17 protein-coding genes and 1 pseudogene are annotated in these 22,296 nt (G+C 62.1%); 9 read left to right on the plus strand and 9 right to left on the minus strand.

Annotated elements, in window-relative coordinates:
* The first annotated feature begins 16 nt into the window (after positions 1 to 16).
* Together J2X15_RS20455 and J2X15_RS20460 are read left to right on the plus strand one after the other, a co-directional pair.
* Positions 17 to 433: a ribonucleotide reductase subunit alpha gene (locus tag J2X15_RS20455; RefSeq protein WP_310346674.1), complete on the plus strand. Its 417-nt coding sequence runs from the start codon at positions 17 to 19 to the stop codon at positions 431 to 433.
* Between the two features lie 76 nt (positions 434 to 509).
* Complete coding sequence (locus J2X15_RS20460) at positions 510 to 1,001, plus strand: cupin domain-containing protein (RefSeq protein ID WP_310346677.1); 492 nt, start codon at positions 510 to 512, stop codon at positions 999 to 1,001.
* Positions 1,002 to 1,019: 18 nt separating this feature from the next.
* On the opposite strand, the gene moaC is transcribed toward J2X15_RS20460, so the two are convergent.
* From moaC to J2X15_RS20475, 3 genes are read right to left on the minus strand one after another with little or no spacing between them, the layout of a single operon-like run.
* Positions 1,020 to 1,532: a cyclic pyranopterin monophosphate synthase MoaC gene (gene moaC / locus J2X15_RS20465; protein WP_310346680.1), complete on the minus strand. Its 513-nt coding sequence runs from the start codon at positions 1,530 to 1,532 to the stop codon at positions 1,020 to 1,022.
* Between the two features lie 22 nt (positions 1,533 to 1,554).
* On the minus strand, positions 1,555 to 2,436 hold the full coding sequence (locus tag J2X15_RS20470) for a MaoC family dehydratase (RefSeq protein ID WP_310346682.1): 882 nt from the start codon (positions 2,434 to 2,436) through the stop codon (positions 1,555 to 1,557).
* Between the two features lie 41 nt (positions 2,437 to 2,477).
* Positions 2,478 to 3,854 carry an esterase-like activity of phytase family protein gene (locus J2X15_RS20475; protein ID WP_310346684.1) on the minus strand — a complete coding sequence of 459 codons (1,377 nt, stop codon included), beginning with the start codon at positions 3,852 to 3,854 and terminating at the stop codon, positions 2,478 to 2,480.
* A gap of 141 nt (positions 3,855 to 3,995) precedes the next feature.
* Between J2X15_RS20475 and yaaA the strand changes: the two genes are divergently transcribed.
* The 3 genes from yaaA to queF are packed head-to-tail and all read left to right on the plus strand — an operon-like array spanning position 3,996 to position 6,538.
* Entirely contained in the window at positions 3,996 to 4,769 is a 774-nt protein-coding gene (yaaA, locus tag J2X15_RS20480; protein WP_310346685.1) for a peroxide stress protein YaaA, read from the plus strand.
* A gap of 27 nt (positions 4,770 to 4,796) precedes the next feature.
* The gene (locus J2X15_RS20485; RefSeq protein WP_310346688.1) at positions 4,797 to 5,696 is read left to right on the plus strand and encodes an alpha/beta fold hydrolase; all 900 of its coding nucleotides are present in this window, start codon (positions 4,797 to 4,799) and stop codon (positions 5,694 to 5,696) included.
* Complete coding sequence (queF, locus tag J2X15_RS20490; protein ID WP_310346690.1) at positions 5,693 to 6,538, plus strand: NADPH-dependent 7-cyano-7-deazaguanine reductase QueF; 846 nt, start codon at positions 5,693 to 5,695, stop codon at positions 6,536 to 6,538. The genes J2X15_RS20485 and queF overlap by 4 nt, the downstream gene beginning before the upstream one ends.
* Before the next feature lie 57 nt (positions 6,539 to 6,595).
* Here the strand turns inward: queF and J2X15_RS20495 are convergent, their stop codons facing one another.
* The 4 genes and pseudogenes from J2X15_RS20495 to J2X15_RS21300 all read right to left on the minus strand — a co-directional run.
* Positions 6,596 to 9,250: a bifunctional diguanylate cyclase/phosphodiesterase gene (locus J2X15_RS20495; RefSeq protein ID WP_310346693.1), complete on the minus strand. Its 2,655-nt coding sequence runs from the start codon at positions 9,248 to 9,250 to the stop codon at positions 6,596 to 6,598.
* Positions 9,250 to 10,335 carry a TRAP transporter substrate-binding protein gene (locus tag J2X15_RS20500; RefSeq protein WP_409034317.1) on the minus strand — a complete coding sequence of 362 codons (1,086 nt, stop codon included), beginning with the start codon at positions 10,333 to 10,335 and terminating at the stop codon, positions 9,250 to 9,252. The genes J2X15_RS20495 and J2X15_RS20500 overlap by 1 nt, the downstream gene beginning before the upstream one ends.
* A 110-nt stretch (positions 10,336 to 10,445) precedes the next feature.
* A complete protein-coding gene (locus J2X15_RS20505; protein ID WP_310346695.1) occupies positions 10,446 to 13,061 on the minus strand; it encodes a sensor domain-containing protein in 2,616 nt (871 codons plus the stop codon).
* Between the two features lie 31 nt (positions 13,062 to 13,092).
* Positions 13,093 to 13,653, minus strand: a pseudogene (locus tag J2X15_RS21300) (methyl-accepting chemotaxis protein); the annotation flags it as partial.
* A 495-nt stretch (positions 13,654 to 14,148) separates the two neighbouring features.
* Between J2X15_RS21300 and J2X15_RS20515 the strand changes: the two are divergent.
* Positions 14,149 to 14,604 (plus strand): DUF1569 domain-containing protein, encoded by a 456-nt coding sequence (locus J2X15_RS20515; RefSeq protein WP_310346697.1) that lies wholly within the window; start codon positions 14,149 to 14,151, stop codon positions 14,602 to 14,604.
* A gap of 94 nt (positions 14,605 to 14,698) precedes the next feature.
* Here the strand turns inward: J2X15_RS20515 and J2X15_RS20520 are convergent, their stop codons facing one another.
* Entirely contained in the window at positions 14,699 to 16,615 is a 1,917-nt protein-coding gene (locus J2X15_RS20520; protein ID WP_310346700.1) for a sensor histidine kinase, read from the minus strand.
* Positions 16,612 to 17,277 carry a response regulator transcription factor gene (locus J2X15_RS20525; RefSeq protein ID WP_310346704.1) on the minus strand — a complete coding sequence of 222 codons (666 nt, stop codon included), beginning with the start codon at positions 17,275 to 17,277 and terminating at the stop codon, positions 16,612 to 16,614. The genes J2X15_RS20520 and J2X15_RS20525 overlap by 4 nt, the downstream gene beginning before the upstream one ends.
* A gap of 190 nt (positions 17,278 to 17,467) precedes the next feature.
* On the opposite strand from J2X15_RS20525, the gene J2X15_RS20530 reads away from it, so the two are divergent.
* From J2X15_RS20530 to J2X15_RS20540, 3 genes are read left to right on the plus strand one after another with little or no spacing between them, the layout of a single operon-like run.
* The gene (locus J2X15_RS20530; RefSeq protein ID WP_310346707.1) at positions 17,468 to 19,678 is read left to right on the plus strand and encodes a type I secretion system permease/ATPase; all 2,211 of its coding nucleotides are present in this window, start codon (positions 17,468 to 17,470) and stop codon (positions 19,676 to 19,678) included.
* Positions 19,675 to 21,120: an HlyD family type I secretion periplasmic adaptor subunit gene (locus J2X15_RS20535; protein WP_310346710.1), complete on the plus strand. Its 1,446-nt coding sequence runs from the start codon at positions 19,675 to 19,677 to the stop codon at positions 21,118 to 21,120. Before J2X15_RS20530 ends, J2X15_RS20535 begins: the two co-directional genes overlap by 4 nt.
* Positions 21,120 to 22,148, plus strand: coding sequence for a 2OG-Fe(II) oxygenase (locus tag J2X15_RS20540; protein ID WP_310346712.1), 1,029 nt, complete (start codon positions 21,120 to 21,122; stop codon positions 22,146 to 22,148). Before J2X15_RS20535 ends, J2X15_RS20540 begins: the two co-directional genes overlap by 1 nt.
* Positions 22,149 to 22,296: the final 148 nt, after the last annotated feature.

Here is a 22,296-nt window from a genome sequence, read left to right on the forward strand (position 1 = left end):
CAAAAAGGACTCTCCGATGATTTCCCATTTCGACGATTTGCTGCAAGCCGCCCGCGCCCAAACCGTGCCACAGCGCCTGCTGCTGGTGTTTGCCGGGGCGGAGCTGCCTGCCGATGCCACGGCTGAACAGCGCGCCCAATTTGAGGCCGGGGAGGGTGGCGCCCTGGTGCCGCTGATGTGTGTGGACAAACGGCCCGAGGAACTGGCTTCATTTGCCGCGCTGTGTGCCGAAGCTGACGGCCAGCATAGCGGCTGGCGCGTGGTGCTGGCCGGTGCCTTGTCGGGTCCACAGGGCCAAACGCCCAGCGATGCGTCGGTCGACGAAGCACTGGAGCGCTTGCTGGGGCTGATCCAGGCCGGGCGTATGGACCAGGTGCTGGCCCAGACCCTGGCCTTCACGCGCGATGGCATGGCGGTACCCCTGCACGCCTGAGTGCGCTGGGCAGAGGGGAACGGGTCAGGCTAAGCTTGGGCTTCCCAGCCCTTGTTGACCATCCCAGGAGGCGCGCATGCCCGACCCGTCCCAGTCTCTCCCGCCCCTTGCCGTGACTGCCACCGAGGTGGCGCCGCGCATCAAGCCTTCCAACTATCCTGAGCCCTTTGCCTCGCGCATGGCCGGGCGCGAGAAGCGCCAGCTGGGCGATATCTTTGGCCTGAGCAACTTTGGCGTTAACCTGGTGCGGCTGGCGCCTCATTCGGTGTCGGCCCTGCGCCATGCGCACACCAAGCAGGACGAATTCGTCTACATCCTGCAAGGCCACCCAACGCTGCACACCGATGAGGGGCTGACTGCGCTGGCACCTGGCATGTGCGCGGGCTTCAAGGCCGGCACGGGCAACGGCCATTGCCTGCGAAACGAGACCGATGTTGAGGTGCTGTACCTGGAGGTCGGTGACCGCACGCCGGGTGATGCGGGGAGCTACCCCGACGAGGACCTGCAGGCGGTGCTGGTGGCCACGGGCCAATGGCGCTTTCTGCACAAGGACGGCACGCCGTACTGAGGCGCAACAGCCCTTGCGTCAGGCCCTGGGCGCGGCCAGGTAGGTTCCCGACTTGCCTCCGTGCTTCTCCAGCAGCTTCACATCCGTCATCACCATGCCCTTGTCCACGGCCTTGCACATGTCGTAGATGGTGAGCAGGGTGATCTGCACGGCGGTCAGGGCTTCCATCTCTACGCCGGTGCCGCCCGTGGTTTCGGCAATCGCCAGGCATTGCACGGCGGGGCCGCTGGTTGCGGTGGCGGGCACCACTTCAAATTCGATGGCCACGCGGGACAGCATGATGGGGTGGCACAGCGGAATCAGGTCACTTGTGCGCTTGGCAGCCATGATGCCAGCTACGCGCGCCACGCCCAGCACATCGCCCTTGGCGGCCTGGGCGTTCTGGATCAGGTCCAGCGTGCTTTGCTTCATCTGGATGCGGCCGCCAGCCACGGCCTTGCGTTGGGTCAAGGGTTTGGCGCCAATGTCCACCATGTGGGCGTCGCCCTTGGTGTCGAAGTGGGTGAGGGCAGAGGGGTTGGTATCGGTCATGGTCAATCCTGTTGTCTCTCGCTTACAGCCTGTGCAGCGTGCCGTCAATATGCGGCTCGCCGCTGGGCTGTACTTTCAATACAAAGCGGGTGGAACCCGCGTCTTGCGCCGTATGTAGGGCCACCTGGCCCGGAATCAACAGCGGCCGCTTGAAGCGCAGATCCAGCGCCAGCGAAGCGTTGACTGGCAGATCGCGTTGCAGCAGCGCCAGGCAGCGCGCCGCGCTGAACATGCCGTGCGCAATGGCGCGCGGGTAGCCAAACAGGCGCGCCGTCAGCGCGCTCACGTGAATGGGGTTCCAGTCGCCCGAGGGGCCGGCAAAGCGGCGCCCGGCGTTGGCGGCCACCGCCCATTGGGCGACGGGCGGGCCCCAGTCGGGCTCTGTGCCATCGGCCGCGGGTTTCTTGCCCGACTTGCTGCGGGCCAGTGGCGACAAGAACGTGCTGGTCTCCCGCCAGGCGACTGTGCCGCCGGCGCCCAGCGTGGTGTGGATGGCGAACGACTGGCCGCGCTCGGTGGTCTGGATGCCGTCCAGTGTGCAGTGCATGTCCAGCCCCTCGTCGTTGCCGATGGGGCGCAGGCTCTCGATCTGGTTGCTCCAGTGCACCAGGCCTAGCAGGCGCAGCGGAAAGCGCGCATGGCTGAGGATGGCCATGTGCAGCGGCATGGCCATGGCGTGCACGTACAACAGGGGCAGGGTGCCGGTGTCCGGCAGCGCGCAGACTTCGCGGTACTGTGCCAGGCGGGCAGCATTGGCACGGGCGCCTTGCCAGCGGGCGTCAAAGCGGATGCCGTGTTGGGCCTCAGGGGCTTGGGCCGGGCGTGCGGCAAACAGGCTGCGCACCAGGGCGCCGCCATTGCGCGGCGGGGCCTGGTACTGAAGGGAAATGGGCGTGTCGGACATGGTGCCGCCATTGTGCATGGCGGCACCGTTCCCACCGTGCCTTACTTCGCCTCGACGAGCGCCTGAATGTCGAGCAGGGTCAGCTCGTTGTCATCGGGCTTGCCCAGCGTGCGGCCGCTGGAGAAGGGGAAGTTGTTGTCGTTCACCACCACAATGTGGGTCGCGTCCACCACGGTCAGGCCTTCTGGCCCCAGGTGGGGCAGCACAAAGCTGTCTTCGTTGGGGCCGCGCCGGGCCAGGTGCTTGGGGTTGGCGATCTTGGTGAGGTCGATAAACGCCACCTTCTTCACAAAGCCATCCGCATCGGCCTGGGCGAGGTCGATTTTGTAGATGCGCTTGAACTTGGCGGGACGGGTGAAGCAGTCGGTGCGCGGCTCGTCCTTGCAGACGTTGCCGGAGCCTTCCGTGGCGTCGTCACGCTCGATGACGAGGCCAGTGGTCGCGTCCAGCATCTGGAAGTCCGAAGCCACATTGCCGGCCTCTTCAAACGCGTATTTCCACTGGCGCTCGCTGTACTTCTGGCTGGCCACGTCCAGTTCCAGAATGCGGGTGTAGGGCTTGCCGTTGCGCATGTCCTGGGACTTGGCGGCGGCGTCCCACAGCGGCCACTCGAACATGGGGTACAGCGTTTTGCCATCCACCGACTTGGCCATGGGCTCAAAGCCGCCGCTGCGGCGCACGTCAAACGTCGCGTCACCCGGGTAGTTGGGCAGGCGGCCGTTCAGGTAGTGGTCAGGGCCGCGGTAGGCCTTGCTGCCCACCACGGTCTCGATCACGCCCAGCACTTTGCCCTTGGTGTCTACGCGCAACACATAGGGGCCGAACTCGTCGCCAATCCACCACTCCTGGCCCACCACCTGGATGGACTCGGGGTCAAAGTCCACCCCGGTCAAAAAGCGTTCACGCGAGGCTTCGTTCTGGATGGCAAACGGCACCTTGCGGTCAGGGTCGTGCAAAAAGGTGGTGTGCAGGCGCTTCACGTTGCCTTTGGCCCAGTCGGCCTGCACATGGTGGACCATGAGCAGCGCGTCCTGCGAGTTGATCTTGCTGCCAAAGCCGTTGTCCGTCAGGGTCAGAAAATGGTCTTTGCCCAGGGCCACGATGCCCGAAAAGCCCTGCACCGACTGCCCGCGGATCGGCAGCGTGCCGCCCGACTTGCGCGGGTACTTGGGGTCGCCCACAAAGCTGATGCCATCGATGCTGTGCAGCACTTCGGTGCGCTGGCGGTTGGCGCCGGCAAACTTGCCTGCGGTTTCAAAGAACTGGCCAGCCGCCTTGGGGGCGGCCACGGTGGTGGCAGCGGGCAGGGCGGCGTGGCCAGCCAGGGTGGTGGTCACTTCGGTTTGGGCCAGGGCAGTGGTGGTGGGCAGGGCCAGCGCGCAGGCCAGGACCAGGGGAGAGAGGGAGAAACGTGGCATGAGGAGAAGTCGTGAGTGGGTCAAGCGGCATAGCCTAGGGCGGCTGTGTGAAACAACCGTGACGTCCGGTGGGGCAGGCCTTTCACGCTAAACTGGTTTGTTGCTTTCTCGCGCCTGCTCCCTGACCCTCTTTCCCCTCCCATGCTGTTCCTGCTTTCTCCCGCCAAATCCCTGGACTACGACACCCCTCTGAGTGGCCAGCCGCACACCGCACCGCTGTTCGTCAAGCAGTCCAAAGAGCTGATTGGCATGCTGCGCGAATACTCTCCGCAACAAATTTCCACGCTCATGGACCTGAGCGACAAGCTCTCCACGCTCAACGTGGCACGCTATGCGGCCTGGTCGTCCCGCGCCACGCCCAAGAACGCGCGCCAGGCGGTGCTGGCCTTTGACGGCGATGTCTATGACGGCCTGCAGGCCAAAACCCTGGGTGCGGAGGACCTGGCCTGGGCGCAAGACCATCTGTGCATCTTGAGCGGCCTGTATGGCGTGCTGCGCCCGCTGGACCTGATGCAGCCCTACCGGCTGGAGATGGGCACCACGCTCAAGGGCCCGCACGGCAGCAACCTCTACCACTTCTGGGGCCGCCAGATTGCCGACTACCTGAACACCCGCCTGCGCAAGGATGCCTCGCCCGTGGTCATCAATCTGGCCTCCAACGAGTACTTCAAGTCGGTGGACACCAAGGCCCTCAAAGGCCGCGTGGTGGAGTGCGTGTTCCAGGAGTACAAAGATGGCCAGTACAAGGTCATCAGCTTCTTCGCCAAAAAAGCGCGCGGTCTGATGGCGCGGTACGCCATCGAGCACCGCCTGATGACGCCCGAGCAGTTGCGCAGCTTTGACGTGGATGGCTACGCGTATGCCGCGGCAGAATCTACCCCCGAGCGTCTGGTTTTTAGACGAAAAGTGGCCTGAGCCCCCGAATTAATTGCGCGAGCAGCTATGAAAATAAGAGCAAACGGAATCGACATCGAAGTGGAAGACAGCGCCCAGACGGACGCGTCTTTCGCCAGCAAGCCGGCGGTGCTGCTCATCATGGGCCTGGGCATGCAGCTGATTGCCTGGCCACCCGAGATGGTGCACGCGCTGGAAGATGCGGGCTTGCGCGTGGTGCGCTTTGACAACCGCGATGTGGGACTCTCCAGCCACTTTGACGCGCTTGGCAAGCCCAACCTGCTGTGGGCCAGCGTGAAGTACAAGCTGGGCCTGGTGCCTGCTGCGCCTTACACCTTGGGCGATATGGCAGCGGATGCATTGGGCGTGCTGGACGCATTGAAGATTGACCAGGCCCACGTGGTGGGCGTGAGCATGGGCGGCATGATTGCGCAGCGCGTGGCACTGGCCGCGCCCCAGCGTACGCTGAGCCTGACCAGCATCATGAGCACCAGCGGTGCGCGTGGTCTGCCGCAGGCTGCGCCCGAGGTGGTGCGTGTGCTGCTGAGCCGCCCGGCTGGTACCAGCACCGCCGCTGTGGTGGAGCACACCATGCGCCTGTTCAAGGCCATTGGCAGCCCTGCCTACCCCGCGCCCGAAGCCGAGATGCGTACCCGCGTGACCGAGGGCGTGCAGCGCGCCTTCCACCCTGTGGGCACGGCGCGGCAGATGCTGGCCGTGGTGGCTGACGTCACGCGCGCCGCGCTCTTGGGTCGCATCACCGCGCCCACACTGGTGATCCACGGCAAGGCCGACCCGCTGGTGCCGCTGGCGTGTGGGGAAGACACGGCACGCCGCATTCCCGGTGCCAAGCTGCTGACCATCGACGGCATGGGCCACGACCTGCCGCCCGAGCCCGTGCGCCAGATCCTGGCCGCGCTGATTCCCCATTTGAAAGCCACCGCATGAACACCCCCGAACAATCCCAGCTGGGCAAGGCCTCGGCCTATGTGGACCAGTACGACGCGTCGCTGCTGTTCCCCATCCCCCGCGCGGGTAAGCGGGCCGAGATTGGCGTCACCGGCGCGGCACCGTTTTTTGGTGCCGACATGTGGACCGCGTTTGAGCTGAGTTGGCTGAACACACGCGGCAAACCGCAGGTGGCGCTGGTGCACTTCACCATCCCCTGCGAGACGCCCAATATCGTGGAGAGCAAGTCCTTCAAGCTCTACCTCAACAGCTACAACAACACCCGCTTTGCCGATGCCGCCGACGTGCTGGCGCGGCTACGCACAGACATTTCCGAGGCCGTGTGGCGCGGTGGCGTGGTGCAAAGCTCCATCGGCGTGAAGCTGATTGACGCCACGCTGTTTGACCGCGAACCCCTGCACGAGCTGGACGGTCTGAGCCTGGACCGGCTTGACGTGGAATGCACCCACTACCAGCCCGCGCCCGAGCTGCTGACGACCGTGCCAGACGAAGGCGTGGTGAACGAGGTGCTGGTGAGCAACCTGCTCAAAAGCAACTGCCTGGTGACGGGCCAGCCCGACTGGGGCAGTGTGCAGATCCGCTACTCGGGCCTGCCGATTCAGCAAGAGGGGCTGCTGCAGTACCTGGTGAGTTTTCGTAACCACAATGAGTTCCACGAGCAGTGCGTGGAGCGCATCTTCATGGACATCTGGACGCGCTGCAAACCGACCAAGCTGACGGTGTATGCGCGTTACACGCGCCGCGGCGGGCTGGACATCAACCCGTTTCGCACTAGCCATCCGCAGGCGCTGCCGGGCAACACGCGCACTGCACGGCAGTAGCTCGTCGCGTCGAATATGCTATTGAAATAGGAGCTGCTGGCGCTTATTTGACGGAGGCTAGACGGTGATTTCGTGCAAAAGTAGCATCGCTTCAAACTCCACCACCGGCAGCGGCTTGGCAAACAGGTAGCCCTGGCATAGATGGCAACCATGCGCGGCCAGAAAGTCGCGCTGCGCTTCGGTTTCCACGCCTTCGGCAATCACCTCCAGCCCCAGCGTGTTGGCCATACCGATGATGGTTTGCACGATCACCGCGTCAGACGCGTGTACGCCGATGTTGTGGATGAAGGACTGGTCGATCTTGAGCTGGTCCAGCGGCAGCTGCGTCAGGTAGGTGAGGGAGGAATGGCCGGTGCCAAAGTCGTCCATCGAAAAGCGCACACCCGTGGCCTTGAGCTGCTTCATCTTGGCGATGGTGTCTTGCACGTTGTCCAGCACCAGGCTCTCGGTCAGCTCCAGCTTCAGCAGGTTGGGGTTGGCGCCCGAATCCCGCAGGATGCCGCGCACCTGTTCGACAAAGTCCACCTGGCGGAACTGCCGCGCACTCACGTTCACCGACAACTGCAGCGCCGCCTTGTCGGGCGTGGCCTGCCAGGCTGTGAGCTGGGCGCATGCGGTCTGCATGACCCAGTGGCCTAGCGGCAAAATCAATCCTGTATCTTCTGCCAGGCCAATGAACTGCTGGGGCGACACCAGTCCGCGCTGCGGGTGGCGCCAGCGCACCAGCGCCTCGGCCCCCACGGGCACGCCCTGGTCGGTGGTCTGCAGCTGGTAGTGCAGCTCAAACTGCTGTGCCGTCAGCGCGTGGCGCAGGTCGCTTTCCAGGTCGGCGCGGTTTTGGATGGCGGCCAGCATCTGCGGGTCAAAAAAGCACAGTGCGTTGCGCCCCGCGTTCTTCACCTGGTACATGGCAATGTCGGCCTGCTTGAGCAGCTCAGCCGAAGCCTGGTGCGTGTCTCCAAACAGGGCAGCCCCCACGCTGCACGAGCTGCGGTACTGCGTGCCGTTGAGCAGGTAGGGCTGGTTCAGGCTGTGAAGGATGTTGTCGCCCACCATCTGCGCCTGCTGTGCAGCCTCCAACGGGTCCAGGCTCAGGTCTAGCAGCATCACTACAAATTCGTCGCCCCCCAGGCGGGCCACGGTGTCGGCTTCGCGCACGCAGGCCTTCACGCGTTGCGCCACCTGCTGCAGCAGTAGGTCGCCCACGTCGTGGCCCAGGGTGTCGTTCAGTGTCTTGAAGTGGTCCAGGTCCATGAACAGCAGGGCGCCGCGCCGGCCATTGCGCGTGCAGGCGGTGATGGCCTGCTGCAGCCGGTCGGTTAGCAGGCGGCGGTTGGGCAGGCCGGTCAGCGGGTCGTAGAACGCCAGCTGCTCAATCTCGGCGGTGGCCTGGCGCAGGCGGGTCACGTCCTGGTAGACGATGACCACGCCCCCATCCGGTGTGGCGCGCTCGGTGATCTCGATTACGTTGCCATTGGGCAGCACGCGTTCGTGGCTGTGCAGGTGCTGCGACAGCATGTCCATGCGGCTGGCAATCCAGGTCTTGCGTTCGTCGTCGGACGCATCGCCCAGCAGCTCGTGGGCGGTGTTGGTCAGCATGCGCTCAAAAGACATGCCGGGTGCAATCAGCCTGCGCTGCCAGGGGTAAATCTCCAGGTAACGGCGGTTCCAGCTGACCACGCAGCGCTGCGCGTCCAGTAGCAAAAAGCCGCTCTCCATCGACTCCAGCGCCTGGTCCATGGTGGTCTTGGCCAAGGTGATGGCGCGCTGCGCCTGGCCCATGCGGTGCAGGTAGCGCAGACCCACCACGCCCGCGACCACGATGACCAGGATGAACGTGAGGGCCACACCGCCAATCATCTTGCTTTCGCTGCGCCACTCGGCCAGGACCGTGTCCAGCGGAATGCTGGCGGTGATCAGCAGGCTGCCGTAGAGCATGCCGCGTCTGGCCACCACAGCCGGGCGCTTACTCAGGCGTGATGGCATCTCTTGTGCCTCGGGTGTGGCGCTGGTCATGCCCAGGGCCGGTTGCAACTGCGTGCCGCTGATGGATTCTTGCGCCGGCACGCTGGCCAGCATCGTGCCGTTGTTGCGCTCCAGCGTGGCTTCCAGCTGGCTGATGTCGGCACCCTGCACCAGGATGGCGGTGATCAGGTTGACTTGCACCTCAGCCACCGCCAACAGCTTGTGGCCATCGGCTAGGCGCACATGGCGGGCGAAGTACAGCACCGGCTCCGAACTGCTGGGGCTGACCACGGGGTTGCTGACCAGCAAGGTAGAGACCTGTTGTTCCAGTGCCTCCGTCACAAAACCCAGGGGCAGGGCCATGGCTTGGCCGGTGTCCGATGCGTCCGACGAGGCCACCACCGTGCCCTCTGCGTCCACCAAGGCCACGCTGCGCACCAGCAGGTTTTGCCGCGTGGCGCCTTCGATCAGTTTGTTGGCCAGCGGTGCTTCCAGCCAATCCAGTTGCATGGTTTGCAGGCCCAGCAGGCTGTCGATGCTGGCCAGCAGCACGTCCACCCCCAGAAAGCTGCGGTTCACCGCAGCCTGGGCACCGGTGACAAAGCGCTCGGCCTGGGCCTTGCCATCGGCCAGGGCTGATTCTCGGCTGTCGCGCACCAGCACGATGGCCAGGGCAGCCACGGCCAGCACAAAGAAGGTGGCGATGCCTATCACCGCGGTGGTGGCTTTGGTCAGGGAAGCACGCATCACTTGGTAGTAGTGGGTGCCAGCCCTAGGGCTGTACCTATGGTTTGGTCCCACAGCGCATTGCAGCGGCCGTTGCACCGCTGCAGCCAGCGCGGTAGCACGGTGCTGGTGAAGATGTCCTTGCGCATGCGTTCGTCCTGGGCCGAGATGGCCACTTCCTGCATGTGGCCCTTGCGCCCGCTGGTGCAGGCGGGCAGGCCGCGGTTGCAGGCCAGGCCCTCGGTAGTTTCCTGCTCACTCTCGCGCCAGATAGCGGCCTCCAGTTTGGGGAGCTCATGGGTCAGCACGGCGCGCAGGTCGGCGGGCAGGGTATCCCACGCGCTCAGGTTGGCTCCAAAAATGGCCAGTCCCCAGCTCACGGGCATAGAGTGCACATGGGTGGTGACCTCGTGCAGGCCCAGCACGTTGCCGCTCATGGTGCCGGTGATGGCGCATTCGGTATTGCCCGAAGCCATGTTGGGCAGCAACTGCGCAAATCCCACCAGCACCGGCACGCCGCCCAGCGCGGTCACAAAGTCGGCCTGGGTGGTGGATGCCACGCGGATACGTCGCCCGGACAAGTCAGACAGGCTGCTCAAGGGCTTTTTGCAAAACACCACCTGCGCGGGGTAGGTGTACAGGCCCAGCATTTCCACGCCATGGCGCTCGCGCAGCGCTTTTTGCAGGTAGGGCCGAAACGCCGCCACCGTCTTTTTGAGCGTGGCCATGTCCGGGTTTAGGCCGGCCAGGTCGGGGGCTGCGTATTCGGGGTACTGGGTGGAGATATTGCTCAGCAGTGCGGTGCCAAATGGCACCACGCCCAGCTGCATCAGCCGCAGCATTTCGGCGCCGGGCACGCCGGCGCGGTCAAACGGGCTGATCTCGGCGGAGTATTTGCCGCCGGTCAGACGTGGCAGTTCCTGGGTCCAAAAGGGTTCTTCGTTGCGGGTGTACTGGTTCAGGCCCGCCAGGCCCCCAACGATGCGAAGCTTTTGCCCTGGCGCCGTCGTGACCATGGCCTGGGCGTGCACGGTGCCGACCAGGCTTGCGCACAGGCACGCACAGAGACCCAGCGCCCAACTGGCGGCGCTTAGCTGCCGTGCCATTGTGTGATGCGTACCGCCCATCGTCGCCTTTCGCGCGCTTGTTTTCTGAATCCAACGTTATGGTCGCCACTGTAACGCGAAGTGGCAGGTCCGAGCCCTATGGAAACTGCCTAGTGGGGTGCCAGCGCCAGCGTGGCGGCCAGAGTCAGCGCCGGAATGGGCCGGCCAAAGAAGTAGCCCTGGAATGCGTCGCAGCCAATCTCCGCCAGAAAGTCGCGCTGCTCGGCGGTTTCCACCCCCTCGGCCAGCACCGCCAGGCCCAGGCTGTGGCCCAGGGCCACGATGGTGCGCGCGATCACCGCATCGCTGGGGTCGGTCAACACGTCGCGCACAAACGACTGGTCGATCTTCAGCTGCGACAGCGGCAGCCGCTTGAGGTAGGACAGCGAGGAGTAGCCGGTGCCAAAGTCGTCCAGCGAAAATTTCACGCCCATGGCCTGTACCGCCCCCATTTTGACGATCAGGTCCTCCACATCGTTCACCAGCATGCTCTCGGTCAGCTCCATTTTCAGCAGGTGGGGCGGCGCGCCCGTGGTCCGCAGGGCCGTGGCCACGCTGTCCACAAAGTTCGGCTGCGCCAGCTGCGAGGCGCTGACGTTCACGGCCAGCGTCCACTGCGCGGTGGCGCGGTGGCGGCCCCATTCGAGCAACTGGCGGCAGGCCGCTTCCAGCACCCATTGCCCTAGCGGCAGGATCATGCCGGTCTCTTCAGCCAGCGGAATGAAGTGGGCGGGCGTCACCAGGCCACGCACGCTGTGGTTCCAGCGCACCAGGGCCTCAGCACCGATGCACTGGCCCTGGGTGTCCATCTGCACTTGGTAGTGCAGCACAAACTCATGCCGCTGCAGGCCCTGGCGAATTTCTTTGGCCAGCTCCGCGTGGGTGGCTACGGCGGCCTGCATCACTGGGTCAAAAAAACGCACGGTATTGCGCCCTGCGGCCTTGGCCTGGTACATGGCCACATCGGCTTTCTTGAGCAGGTCGTCCATGCTCTGGTGGTCTTGCATGAACATCACGATGCCAATGCTGGGCGTGCTGCTGTAGGTGTGTTGGCGCAAGTTGTAGGGCACTGCCAGCGCCTCCAGCACCTTGTGGGCCACCACTTCGGCCTGGGTGGCGGCCTCGTGCATGTTCGGGCTCAGCGCCTCCAGCAGCACCACAAATTCGTCCCCGCCCAGGCGCGCCACGCTGTCGCCCTCGCGCACGCACAGGCGCAGTCGCTCGGCCACCTGCTGCAGCAGCTCGTCGCCCACGTCGTGGCCCAAGGTGTCGTTGAGCAGCTTGAAGTGGTCCAGGTCCAGAAACATCAGCGCACCGTGTTGCCCCAGGCGCGAGGAGTTGGCCATCGCCTGGCGTACCCGGTCCATCAGCAGGCGCCGGTTGGGCAGACCGGTCAGGGGGTCGTAAAACGCCAGGCGGCGGATTTCCTCTTCGTCCTGGCGCTGCTGGGTGACATCGCGCAGCACTGCGACATAGGTTTCTTGCGCGTACTGCGGGATGCGCGAGACCGACAGGCTGATGGGAAAGGTGGCCCCACTGTGGTGGCGACCCTGCACCTCCACCGTCTTGCCTGCACCGGCCAGCGCGTTGGCGTCGGCGAGCAGGTGCAAGGTGCCGTCGGCCTCGGCGTCCAGCGGGACGGCCAGCAGGTCGTTCAGCGTGCGGTGAAAGGCCATGTCGTTGCCATAACCCAGCATATGGCAGGCTGCATTGTTGTAGGAATGGATGGCGCCGCGCCGGTCCATCGTCAGCAGACCATCCACCATGCTGTCCAGAATGGCCTGGCGGTAGCGCCCGGCTTCTTCCAGGGCATGGCGGTCCGCCAGCATCTGGCGCTCATTGCGGTCACGCTCAATGGCCAGACCCAGCAGGTAGGCACTGCGCGTAATGGCTTGCAGCTCGGCTTCGGAAGGCGCCCGCACATGGCGGTAATAGTTGCCAAAGCTGCCCAGCACCACGCCTTTGGTGGAGCGGATGGGAATGGACCAGCAGGCGTGGTACCCATGTGCCAGTGCCAGTTCACGGTAGTCGTCCCAGCGCGGATCGGCGGTGATGTCGGTCACCAGCGTGTCCTGCCCCGTGTAGGCCGCCGTGCCGCACGAGCCTGTGTGCGGGCCAATGGCGGCACCGTTAATGGCCTGGCAGTAGGCTTCTGGCAGGTTGGGCGCTGCGCCGTGGCGCAGGTGCACGCCGTCGTCATCCAGCAGCAGCACCGAGCAGGTCACGCCGGGAAAAATGCCTTCGAAGTCGAGGATGAAGGTGGTCATGATGTCCACCAGCTTTGCATTGCTGGCCAGCATTTCCAGCAGCTGGCGCTCGGAGTGGGCCTGCTGCTGCAGCAGACGTTGTTCGGAAACGTCTAGCGTGGTGCCGACCAGAAACTGCGGTTGCCCTGCATCGTCAAACACCGGGGCCAGCGTGGTCAGCAAGCGTCGGCAGTGCTGCAGGTCTTCGCGCCAGACCTCGTCTTCGTTGGTGACCGTGTGGCGCAGCGCAAAGGCCACCTGGTCTTGCGCCGCAAAAGCCGCCATCTGCTCCGGCGAGAAAAAGCGGGGCTTGTCAGCGGCTGCCAGGGGCCCGTGGCCCAGGCCCAGCGCCTGTTTCCACTCTGCATTCAGGTAGAGCACCTCGCCCGAAGCATTTTTGATAAAGAGCGGCACGGGCACCGCGTTCAGCAGACGTTGTAGATCCGACGGGGGCAGGGTGTCGAGTCGGCTGTTGGACATGGTTAGCGGGTGGGCTGCATCTGGTGTTTTCCTATGGTAGCTGGAATACCTGCACGGAACGGGCCAGCGTGGCTGCGCTGGTGTTCAGCCCCGCGGCCGACGTGGCGGACTCTTCCACCAGCGCGGCGTTCTGCTGCGTCACGGTGTCCAGCTGGGTGACCGCTTCATTCACCTGGGCAATGCCGATGGATTGCTCCTTGGTGGCGCTGGTGATGAGCTGAATCAGATCGCCCACCTCTTTGACCGATTGCACCACCTCGTCGATGGTGCGGCCTGCGTCGGTCATTTGGTGGTGGCCTGCCGAGATTTGTTCGGCAGACTGCGCGATCAGCTCCCGAATCTCTTTGGCAGCGGTGGCGCTGCGCTGGGCCAGGGCCCGGACTTCGCTAGCCACCACGGCAAAGCCGCGGCCTTGCTCGCCGGCGCGGGCGGCTTCCACTGCCGCATTCAGCGCCAGGATGTTGGTCTGGAAGGCGATGCCTTCGATGACGCCAATGATGTCGCGCATCTTGCTGGAGGACGCGTCGATGGCCTGCATGGACAGGCTGACTTGGTGCACGGCTTGGCCACCGTGTGCCGCGATGTCGGTGCTGTTGGCGCTTTGACTGGCAACTCGGGAGGCGGCGGTTTCTTCCAGGCTGCTGGCCTGTGACTCTGTGCGGGAGGACAGGTCCATACCGCCATCGGAAATCTCGGCGGCCGATCGGGTGAAGACTTCAATCTCCTCACGCACGTCCTGGCGCTTGGGCTTGATGCGCACCGACACGTAGGTAAACCCACTGGTCTCCACAAACGCGTGGTTGCAGTGGGTGATGATGCCTTTGGTATCCGTCATGGACACCAGCATGTGCTCGGCGGGGTAATCAAATTCCCGCAGGGTGACTGGCAGGTTCATTCGCATGTGAACTCTCTCCCTTGACCAGACCGGCAATCGTCGTCAACGCGACAAACCGAGAGATCGCAGCTTCAATTGACGTAGATCAAGAAAGCGAACATGAGCAAAATAGCCGCCAATACCGGTATGATTTTTCCCATGCAACGCCGCCACTTCCTCCTTTCCTCACTCGCCTTCACCACAGGAGCCTCCATGGCTGATACCCCCAAGGTCCAATCGCTGGACGACGTCATGCGCTGGCTGGACAAGCTGGACCGCGCCACCCAGGCGCAAAGCACCACGGCCTGGAAGATGTCGGCCGTGCTGGAACACATGGCGCAAAGCGTGGACATGAGCATGGACGGCTTCCCGGAGCCCAAGAGCGCACTGTTCCAAGCCACGCTGGGTTCGGCCGCGTTTGCGGTGTTCCGCCTGCGGGGCAAGATGACGCATGGCCTGACCGAGCCGATTCCTGGTGCGCCGGTATTGCCCCAGGCGGAAGACTGGAAACCCGGCATAACCCGCCTGCGTACCGCGGTGCAACGCTTTCAGACCTATAGCGGGCCACTAAAGCCTCATTTCGCCTATGGCGCCTTGAGCCGGTCCGACTTTGCGCTGGCACATGCGCTGCACATTGCCAACCACCAGGACGAGATTACCGTCGCCTAGAACAGCTGCCCGGTCAGCGTGTCTTCTGCTCCTGAATTGATAGCTTCCTCGGCCCCCAGCAGCGTGCCCATGCGCACGCCCAGCAGGTCATCTATCAATACTGGCTCGACATCACCCAGTCGCCTTTTGCCAGAGGGATTTCTACTTCCACCATCGTCATCCCTGGTTGGCTATGGATGGAGAGCGAGGCTCCGGTTGCCTTGGCACGGTCTTGCATGGACTGCAAACCCTTGCGCAGCCGTTGGTCTGTGTCAAAGCCCACGCCGTTGTCCACAACACGCAGTTCAATGGCATGGGCCGAAAGGCTCGCCTGGATATGCATTTCGGTTGCATGGGCATGCTGCAGCACGTTTGATAGAGCCCCGTACACAATGAACTGCAATTGGTGCATGGCTTTTTCGGTCAAGTACTCAACGATAGGTAGCTTGCCGACTTGCCAATGCAAGGTGATGCCCGACTCCTTGAGCCGTGGGTCCAGGCGATAGCGCAGATTGGCAAGCACAGCCGTAATGTCGCCGGCCGGCAAGCTCATGGCGTCAATAGAGAGCTTCAGGTGGTCCAGCGCATCGCTGACAGTGTGCAGAACATCTTCTCGGCTGTACTTCTCAGTTTGCAACTGGCGCAGCGCCACACTCAGATGGGAGCCCACACCATCATGCAGGTCACGCAGCACCCGGGTTCGTTCCATGCTTTTGGTTTGCGCGCGATTGGATTCTTCCAGTCGCTGGTAGGTATCCACAAGTTCGCTCTCTCGTTGGGCGATGCGACTTGCTAGGGTGTTCATCAAATCTCGTGCGTGTTCGCTGACGGAGCGAAACTGCATGATGACGATGTACAGCAACGTAATGCCAAATAGAACGGATGAATAGCGCAGGTAGGTGTTGTCGCGGTAGTCCATGCTGAAGCGCAGCACATACAGGTCATAAATACCAACAGCGACATTGATCACCGCAGAAAAAGCCACCAGCCTGTGGGCGGTGCTTGCACCTTTGAATGCGCCTTTTACAAAAGTCCCAATGAAGATGACAAAGGTAATTCCAAACACGACATACCAAGCCGTGAGTACCCGTGGATACCCAAACTCCAAGGCGGCAATCAATGCAGCGACACAGCCAATCACCAAGCCCATTAACCAGCGCTGAAACCAAACAAAACTCTTGTATTGCCGCCAATGCGCCACCTCGGCGCAGAACAGCGCCATGAAGCTTGCCCAACAGGTCGTAGCCGTGACCATCAGTACCCCCCACCAAGGCCATGGCAGAAATGGTGATTCGGTAAGAAAATCGCTCACACTGACGGCCCAACAGAGTTCGGCAAGCCCAGCCATCAAGTACAGCGGGTCTTGTCCATGCGTTAGGCCTGCCGTTACCGGATGGTGGTGGCGATGGAAGTCGGCTTGGGTGGCCCACAGGGCCATGGCAATGAGGCCCACCAGCAGGCTGAGTGTTGCCACCACCTGCGAGCCGTAAGCACGCAAACGATGGTCTTTCTGGTAGATGGGGTACACCTCATGATGCGGCCCAAGGATGACCGAAGAAAGGCCTCCTCTCCGGCCTCGATCTACCCGAATCTGGATGTGTATCGTGTTGTCGTTACGCAGCTGGCTGGGAGGAATGGTGACAAAGACCGGCAGCTTGGCGTAGTCGTCCCCATTGCCTTCCGCCAGATCACCATCGCTTTGCACCAGAACGTCATTGATAAAGATGGCATAGGCGTTGCCGATTCTGGGGATGTACAGGGCATAGGGATAGGCCGGGCGAAGCTCAAGTGTGAACGGAATATCAAAAATGGCTTGCCCGGTCGTTCCGGGGAAATTCCGGTCCCAATGGAAAGGCAGCTGGGCCGCCTCACGGGTTTCTTCCTGGGGCGCATGGGCGACCTCGGCATTCACATGCAAGAATGCACGCGCCGTCTTCAGTTCCTGGACCCTAGCCTGCGCCCCAAGACTGCAGCAGAGCAGCAATAGGCCGACTACCAATCCTTCAATCGGGCGAAACAAGCGAACTGTCACAGCAATCCCATGCGTGTCGCTTCAAAAACCGCCTCGCCACGGGTGTGCACACTCAGCTTGGAATACAGGCGTTTGATATGGGTTTGCACCGTGTGCGTGCTTAGCTGATGAAGCTCTGCAATTTCTGCATACGTGTGTCCTTGAGAAATCAGCTCCAGCACCTCTTGTTCGCGAGGAGACAGTAGTGCAGGCGGTGCAGCGGGTGTGGCGGGCGCTAAGGCTGCCGGGCTCCGACCACCTTTGTCATGTTTGGCCAATATGCGACGCGCCACCATCGGTGAGATGGGTGAGCCACCGGCACGCATTTCCAGGATGGTGTCCGCAATATCGTCCGGGGTACTGTCTTTGTGGATGTAGCCCAAGGCACCCGCTTCGATACTGGCCAGCACATTGTCTTCATCGCCAAACATAGAGATCACCAAGGGCTCGCAATCCGGGTTCAGTGCGCGCGCATAGCGGATCACGTCCAACCCAGATCCGTCGGGCAAGCCTAGGTCGGTTAGCAGTACGTGCAAGCTCTTGGCGTTCTGGTCGAGCCAAGCCTTTGCAGCCAAGGCGCTGCCGAAACTGGCAGCCAGTTCCAGCTCCGTGCATTTGGACACGCTTGCCTCAAAAAACTCCCGCATCAAAGGGTCATCTTCCACCACCAGTACACGCCACATGACCATCTCCTCCCGGGGTTTTTAATTGGGGCACAGCATAGCGGCAAACAAATTGGGCAAAAAGTGTGGCGTTGTCCCTAATATTGGGGATACCGCAATCCGAAGCAGCCCGGTAGCATCGCCCGTTACAGAAAAAGTAAGGGAATGTAATTGTGCGCCGTGGCCGTTGGATTGTTAGTGGTGATTGCTGATGTCGCTCGTTGAGAATGCAGGCCCAGCCACGCAAGGTCCCGAAGCGTCCGGTGCCCTTGCCTCTCTCTGCGCCATAGCCCGCTTCCACCAAGTAGCCTGCGACCCCGCCACCCTGGCCCACCAGCTAGGCATCGCCAGCACCGACCCCGTCACCACCTCTGACTTGTTGCGTGGAGCCCAGCACCTGGGCCTGAAGGCCAAACTCAGCCGCTCCACAGTCTCTCGTCTGGGCCTGGTTCCCTTGCCAGCCTTGGCCGTCATGCACACCGAAGACGGCTCCTTGCGCGTCGTCATCCTGGCGCAAAGCGACGGCAAGCGCGTCCTGTTCCAGGATGTCTCCAAGTCCTCAGTCCCCGGAGCCACCGCAGGCCCCACCATTGAATCCGCAGAAGTCTTCGCTACCCAGTGGACCGGAGAGCTCATCCTCATCACCAGCCGGGCTTCGTTAACCGGTGCCCTGGCCAAGTTCGACTTCACCTGGTTCATCCCCAGCCTGATCAAGTACCGCAAGCTCCTGGGTGAAGTCCTGCTGATTTCGTTCATGCTGCAGATCTTTGGCCTGGTCTCCCCCTTGTTCTTCCAGGTCGTCATGGACAAGGTCTTGGTCCACAAAGGCATGACGACTTTGGATGTCTTGGTCATCGGCCTGGTGATCGTCGTAGTGTTCGAGTCGGTCTTGAATGCCTTACGGGCCTATGTCTTCAGCCACACCACCAGCCGCATCGACGTGGAACTGGGTGCCCGGCTGTTCCGCCACCTGATCCAGCTCCCCCTGTCCTACTTCCAGGCCCGCCGAGTGGGTGACTCCATTGCCCGCGTCCGTGAGTTGGAGAACATCCGCAGCTTCCTCACCGGCAATGCCATGACCGTCTTGCTCGACGTGGTCTTCTCGGTGGTCTTCATTGCCGTCATGCTGTTCTACAGCGTGCCCCTGACCCTCATCGTCCTGGTCAGCCTGCCGCTGTACTTTGGTTTGTCTCTGGCCGTAGTCCCCATCCTGCGTGCCCGCCTGGACGTCAAGTTCGCCCGCGGTGCAGAAAACCAGGCCATGCTGGTGGAAACCGTCACTGGCATCCAGACGGTCAAAGCCACCGCCCTGGAGCCCAGCTTCGCCAAGCGTTGGGACAACCAGCTCGCCGCCTACGTCTCTGCCTCCTTCAAAACCCAGAACCTGGCCAGCGTGGCCCATGAAGGGGTGAACCTCATTGGCAAGCTGGTCAACGCCGCCACCCTGTGGTTTGGTGCCCAGCTGGTGATGGACAACCAGCTCACCGTGGGCCAGTTTGTCGCCTTCAACATGTTTGCCGGCCGTGTATCGCAGCCCATCATGCGCATGGCCCAGCTCTGGACGGATTTCCAGCAGACGGGTATCTCGGTGGCCAGGTTGGGCGACATCCTCAACACCCGCACCGAAGTCCCGCCCAGCAGCACCGCCCAGCTCCCCGCCTTGAAGGGCCGCATCACCCTGGACAAGGTCGTCTTCCGCTACCGCCCGGAAGCCACCCCGGTGCTGAATGCCGTCAGTCTGGATATCCGCCCCGGAGAAATCATCGGCATCGTCGGCCGTTCCGGTTCCGGCAAAAGCACCCTGACCAAACTGGTCCAGCGCCTCTACAGCCCCGAAGGGGGAAGACTGCTGGTAGACGGCATCGACATCAGCCTCATCGACGCCGCCCAACTCAGAAGACAAGTCGGCGTAGTCCTCCAGGAGAACCTGCTCTTCAACCGCTCCATCCGAGAAAACATCGCCATTGCCGACCCGGCAGCGCCCATTGAATCGGTCATGCGGGTCGCCCAACTGGCTGGCGCCCACGACTTCATCAGCGAACTGCCCGAAGGCTATGACACCGTGGTCGGGGAACAAGGTGGCAGCCTGTCGGGTGGACAACGCCAACGCGTCGCCATCGCCAGAGCCCTCTTCACCAACCCCCGCATCCTGATCCTGGACGAAGCCACCAGTGCGCTGGACTACGAGAGTGAAGCCATCATCCAGAAGAACATGCAGTACATCTGCCAAGGCAGAACCGTACTCATCATTGCCCACCGTCTGTCTGCGGTCAGAAACGCCCACCGCATCATCGTGATGGAAAAGGGCAACATCGTGGAGTCTGGACCCCACGAAGCCCTGATCCAGAAGCCCCAAGGGCTGTACGCCCACCTCTGGGCCATGCAGGATGGGATCAAGGTGGATGAGGAGGCCCGAGCATGAATACTGCAACGGACTCCGTACCAGTCCCACGCCACCCCATCCTGGAACTGCTGTCCCGGTACCAAGCCATCTTCCAAGCCGCTTGGGCCCACCGTGCTGAACTGGCCGGTCCGGCCCGCATGGCCGATGAAATGGCCTTCCTGCCCGCAGCGCTGAGCCTGCAGGAAACCCCGGTGCACCCTGCACCCCGTCGCCTGGCCTGGGGCCTGATGATTCTGTTTGTGCTGGCTCTGGTCTGGGCCACCTTCGGTGAGGTGGACATCGTGGCCGTGGCCCCGGGCCGCATCATCGTCAGCGACCGCACCAAGGTCATCCAACCCTTGGAGGCCAGTGTGGTCAAAGCCGTCCTCGTCAAAGACGGCGACAAGGTCCAGGCTGGCCAGGTCCTGGTCGAGCTGGACCCCACCATGGCCAGTGCCGACCAAAGCAGCCTGCAGGAACAGCTCAAGGCCGCCCACAGCGAAGAGCAACGTACCCAGGCCCTGCTGCAACTGCTATCAAAAGAGAAGCTGCTCGCGCAAGTACTACCTGGGCTGCAGGCCGATATGGGCACTAAGTCACAGATACAGGCCCAACTCCAAGCCGAATGGCAAGACATCAGCGCCAAGCTCTCCAAGCTGGACGCAGAAAGCAACCGCCGCCAGGCCGAGATCGCTACTGTCAAAGCCAGCATTGCCAAGCTGGAGGCCACCTTGCCGATGGCCCAAAGCCGGGAGGCCGACTTCACCAAACTGGTAGACCAAGGCTTTATCTCCAGCCACGCCACCCAGGACAAGACCCGGGAACGGGTGGAGCTGGAACGGGATCTGGCCACCCAAAAGGCCAGACTGACCGAAGCATTGGCCACCGCAGCAGAGACCGAACAAGCCAAGAGTGCCTACAGGGCAGAAACCCAACGCCAACTGGCCGATCGCTATGCCCAGGCCGCTACCCGCCGCATCCAGCTCAGTGCCGACAACTCCAAGGCCGACCAGCGACAAAAGCAAACCCAGCTCCGGGCCCCGGTCTCTGGCGTCATCCAGCAACTGGCCGTTCACTCCGTGGGTGGAGTCGTCACCAGTGCCCAAGCCCTGATGGTGGTGGTGCCCGATTCCAACCAAGTGACAGCTGAAGTCTCCATTGCCAACCAGGACATTGGATTCGTGAACCCCACCCAAGGGGCCGAGATCAAGCTGGAGACCTTCAGCTTTACCAAGTACGGCACGGTCAAGGCGACGGTGGACAACGTGTCAGCGGATGCCGTCACCGATGAGAAGAAGGGGAGCTATTACCCGGCGACGCTGACCTTGGAGAAGAAGGACATGCTCATCGATGGCAAGCACATTGCTATCAGTCCGGGGATGAATGTGACGGCGGAGATTAAAACCGGCAAACGGCGGATTATTGAGTTTCTGCTCTCTCCGGTGCAGAGGGCGGGTAGTGAGAGTTTGAGGGAACGGTGATGGTGAGTGCGACAAAAACCCCAAAGGTGATCAATGAAAACTGGCGACGCTGGCTCCGGGACAACCTCGCCCGCAATGTCCCTTCCTCAACCTTGATTGGCGTGATGGTCGAACGCGAGTTCGATGCAGATGCGGTGAACGCGTGCATTGAGGATATCCGCAGTCGGCCGCCAGAACCTTCCAACGCTATCTTCCCCGAACCGGACCATTTGGCAGGCGATTGGCAGGCGTGGGTCGTTCGCAATATCCAGAAGGGTGTTCTGGAACAAACTTTGATTGACGCAGCCTCGCGGGAAATCAAGGCTGCCTGGGCTCAAAGAATCAAAGGGTTGCACTTAAAAAGCGAGTCACAAGGCTATAACTACGCGACGGCTCCAACACCGCGAACAGGAACCATAAGCCTGGAGGGCAGGAGTATTCCAATTCTGTTGGAAATGGCCGAACCGCGCATCACGGTGTATGGCAACGTACTAACCAAAGAAGAATGTGAAAGCCTTATCGCGTTGAGTCAACCCAAAATGCTTCCCTCTCAGACACATGACCCGGCGACAGCAAAACTCGTAGTCAAAGACTTCCGCAGTAGCCAAGGCACGTATTTTGATCGCGGCGACAACGACCTCATTAAACACATAGAGCGACGCCTTGCTGATTTGGCCCAATGGCCCGTAGAAAACGGGGAAGGAATGCAGGTATTGCAGTATCGGCAGGGCGGTGAATATCGACCCCACTTCGACTTCTTTCCACCTGAAAGTCCGACAAGCCGCTTGCCTATGAAAAACGGCGGGCAGCGAGTAGCGACATTGATCGTCTACCTGAATACTGTTGAAGACGGTGGGGAGACCTATTTCCCGCAACTGAAATTAAAGATCAAACCGATTCAAGGCAACGTGCTGTATTTCTCATATACCGATGCTGAAAGTGGCCTTGATCGCCAAACCTTACACGGTGGGGCGCCACCAGTAAATGGAGAGAAATGGATTATGACGAAATGGTTAAGGCAAAAAGAATTTAAATATAACCTTGCATGAAGAACATGCGTAGGGTTGTAAGCCTTCCCCAAAAAACTCAAATTTACTCGAATGGGGATGGTCAAAAACGGGCAAACGCAGAATTATTGAGTTTCTACTGAACCCGGTGCAGCGAGCGGGCTTGAGAGTTCTAGGGAGCGGTAGTCAG

The sequence above is a fragment of the Rhodoferax saidenbachensis genome (genome assembly GCF_031457975.1).
Taxonomy (GTDB): Bacteria; Pseudomonadota; Gammaproteobacteria; order Burkholderiales; family Burkholderiaceae_C; genus Allorhodoferax; species Allorhodoferax saidenbachensis_A.

Coding starts and splice junctions, on each gene's coding strand:
- J2X15_RS20460 (WP_310346677.1), top strand. CDS start 510: ATGCCCGACCCGTCCCAGTCTCTCCCGCCCCTTGCCGTGACTGCCACC.
- moaC (WP_310346680.1), bottom strand. CDS start 1,532: ATGACCGATACCAACCCCTCTGCCCTCACCCACTTCGACACCAAGGGC.
- J2X15_RS20505 (WP_310346695.1), bottom strand. CDS start 13,061: ATGTCCAACAGCCGACTCGACACCCTGCCCCCGTCGGATCTACAACGT.
- J2X15_RS20485 (WP_310346688.1), top strand. CDS start 4,797: ATGAAAATAAGAGCAAACGGAATCGACATCGAAGTGGAAGACAGCGCC.
- J2X15_RS20495 (WP_310346693.1), bottom strand. CDS start 9,250: ATGCGTGCTTCCCTGACCAAAGCCACCACCGCGGTGATAGGCATCGCC.
- J2X15_RS20525 (WP_310346704.1), bottom strand. CDS start 17,277: ATGTGGCGTGTACTGGTGGTGGAAGATGACCCTTTGATGCGGGAGTTT.
- J2X15_RS20455 (WP_310346674.1), top strand. CDS start 17: ATGATTTCCCATTTCGACGATTTGCTGCAAGCCGCCCGCGCCCAAACC.
- yaaA (WP_310346685.1), top strand. CDS start 3,996: ATGCTGTTCCTGCTTTCTCCCGCCAAATCCCTGGACTACGACACCCCT.
- J2X15_RS20475 (WP_310346684.1), bottom strand. CDS start 3,854: ATGCCACGTTTCTCCCTCTCTCCCCTGGTCCTGGCCTGCGCGCTGGCC.
- J2X15_RS20530 (WP_310346707.1), top strand. CDS start 17,468: ATGTCGCTCGTTGAGAATGCAGGCCCAGCCACGCAAGGTCCCGAAGCG.
- J2X15_RS20515 (WP_310346697.1), top strand. CDS start 14,149: ATGGCTGATACCCCCAAGGTCCAATCGCTGGACGACGTCATGCGCTGG.
- queF (WP_310346690.1), top strand. CDS start 5,693: ATGAACACCCCCGAACAATCCCAGCTGGGCAAGGCCTCGGCCTATGTG.
- J2X15_RS20535 (WP_310346710.1), top strand. CDS start 19,675: ATGAATACTGCAACGGACTCCGTACCAGTCCCACGCCACCCCATCCTG.
- J2X15_RS20540 (WP_310346712.1), top strand. CDS start 21,120: ATGGTGAGTGCGACAAAAACCCCAAAGGTGATCAATGAAAACTGGCGA.
- J2X15_RS20470 (WP_310346682.1), bottom strand. CDS start 2,436: ATGTCCGACACGCCCATTTCCCTTCAGTACCAGGCCCCGCCGCGCAAT.
- J2X15_RS20500 (WP_409034317.1), bottom strand. CDS start 10,335: ATGGCACGGCAGCTAAGCGCCGCCAGTTGGGCGCTGGGTCTCTGTGCG.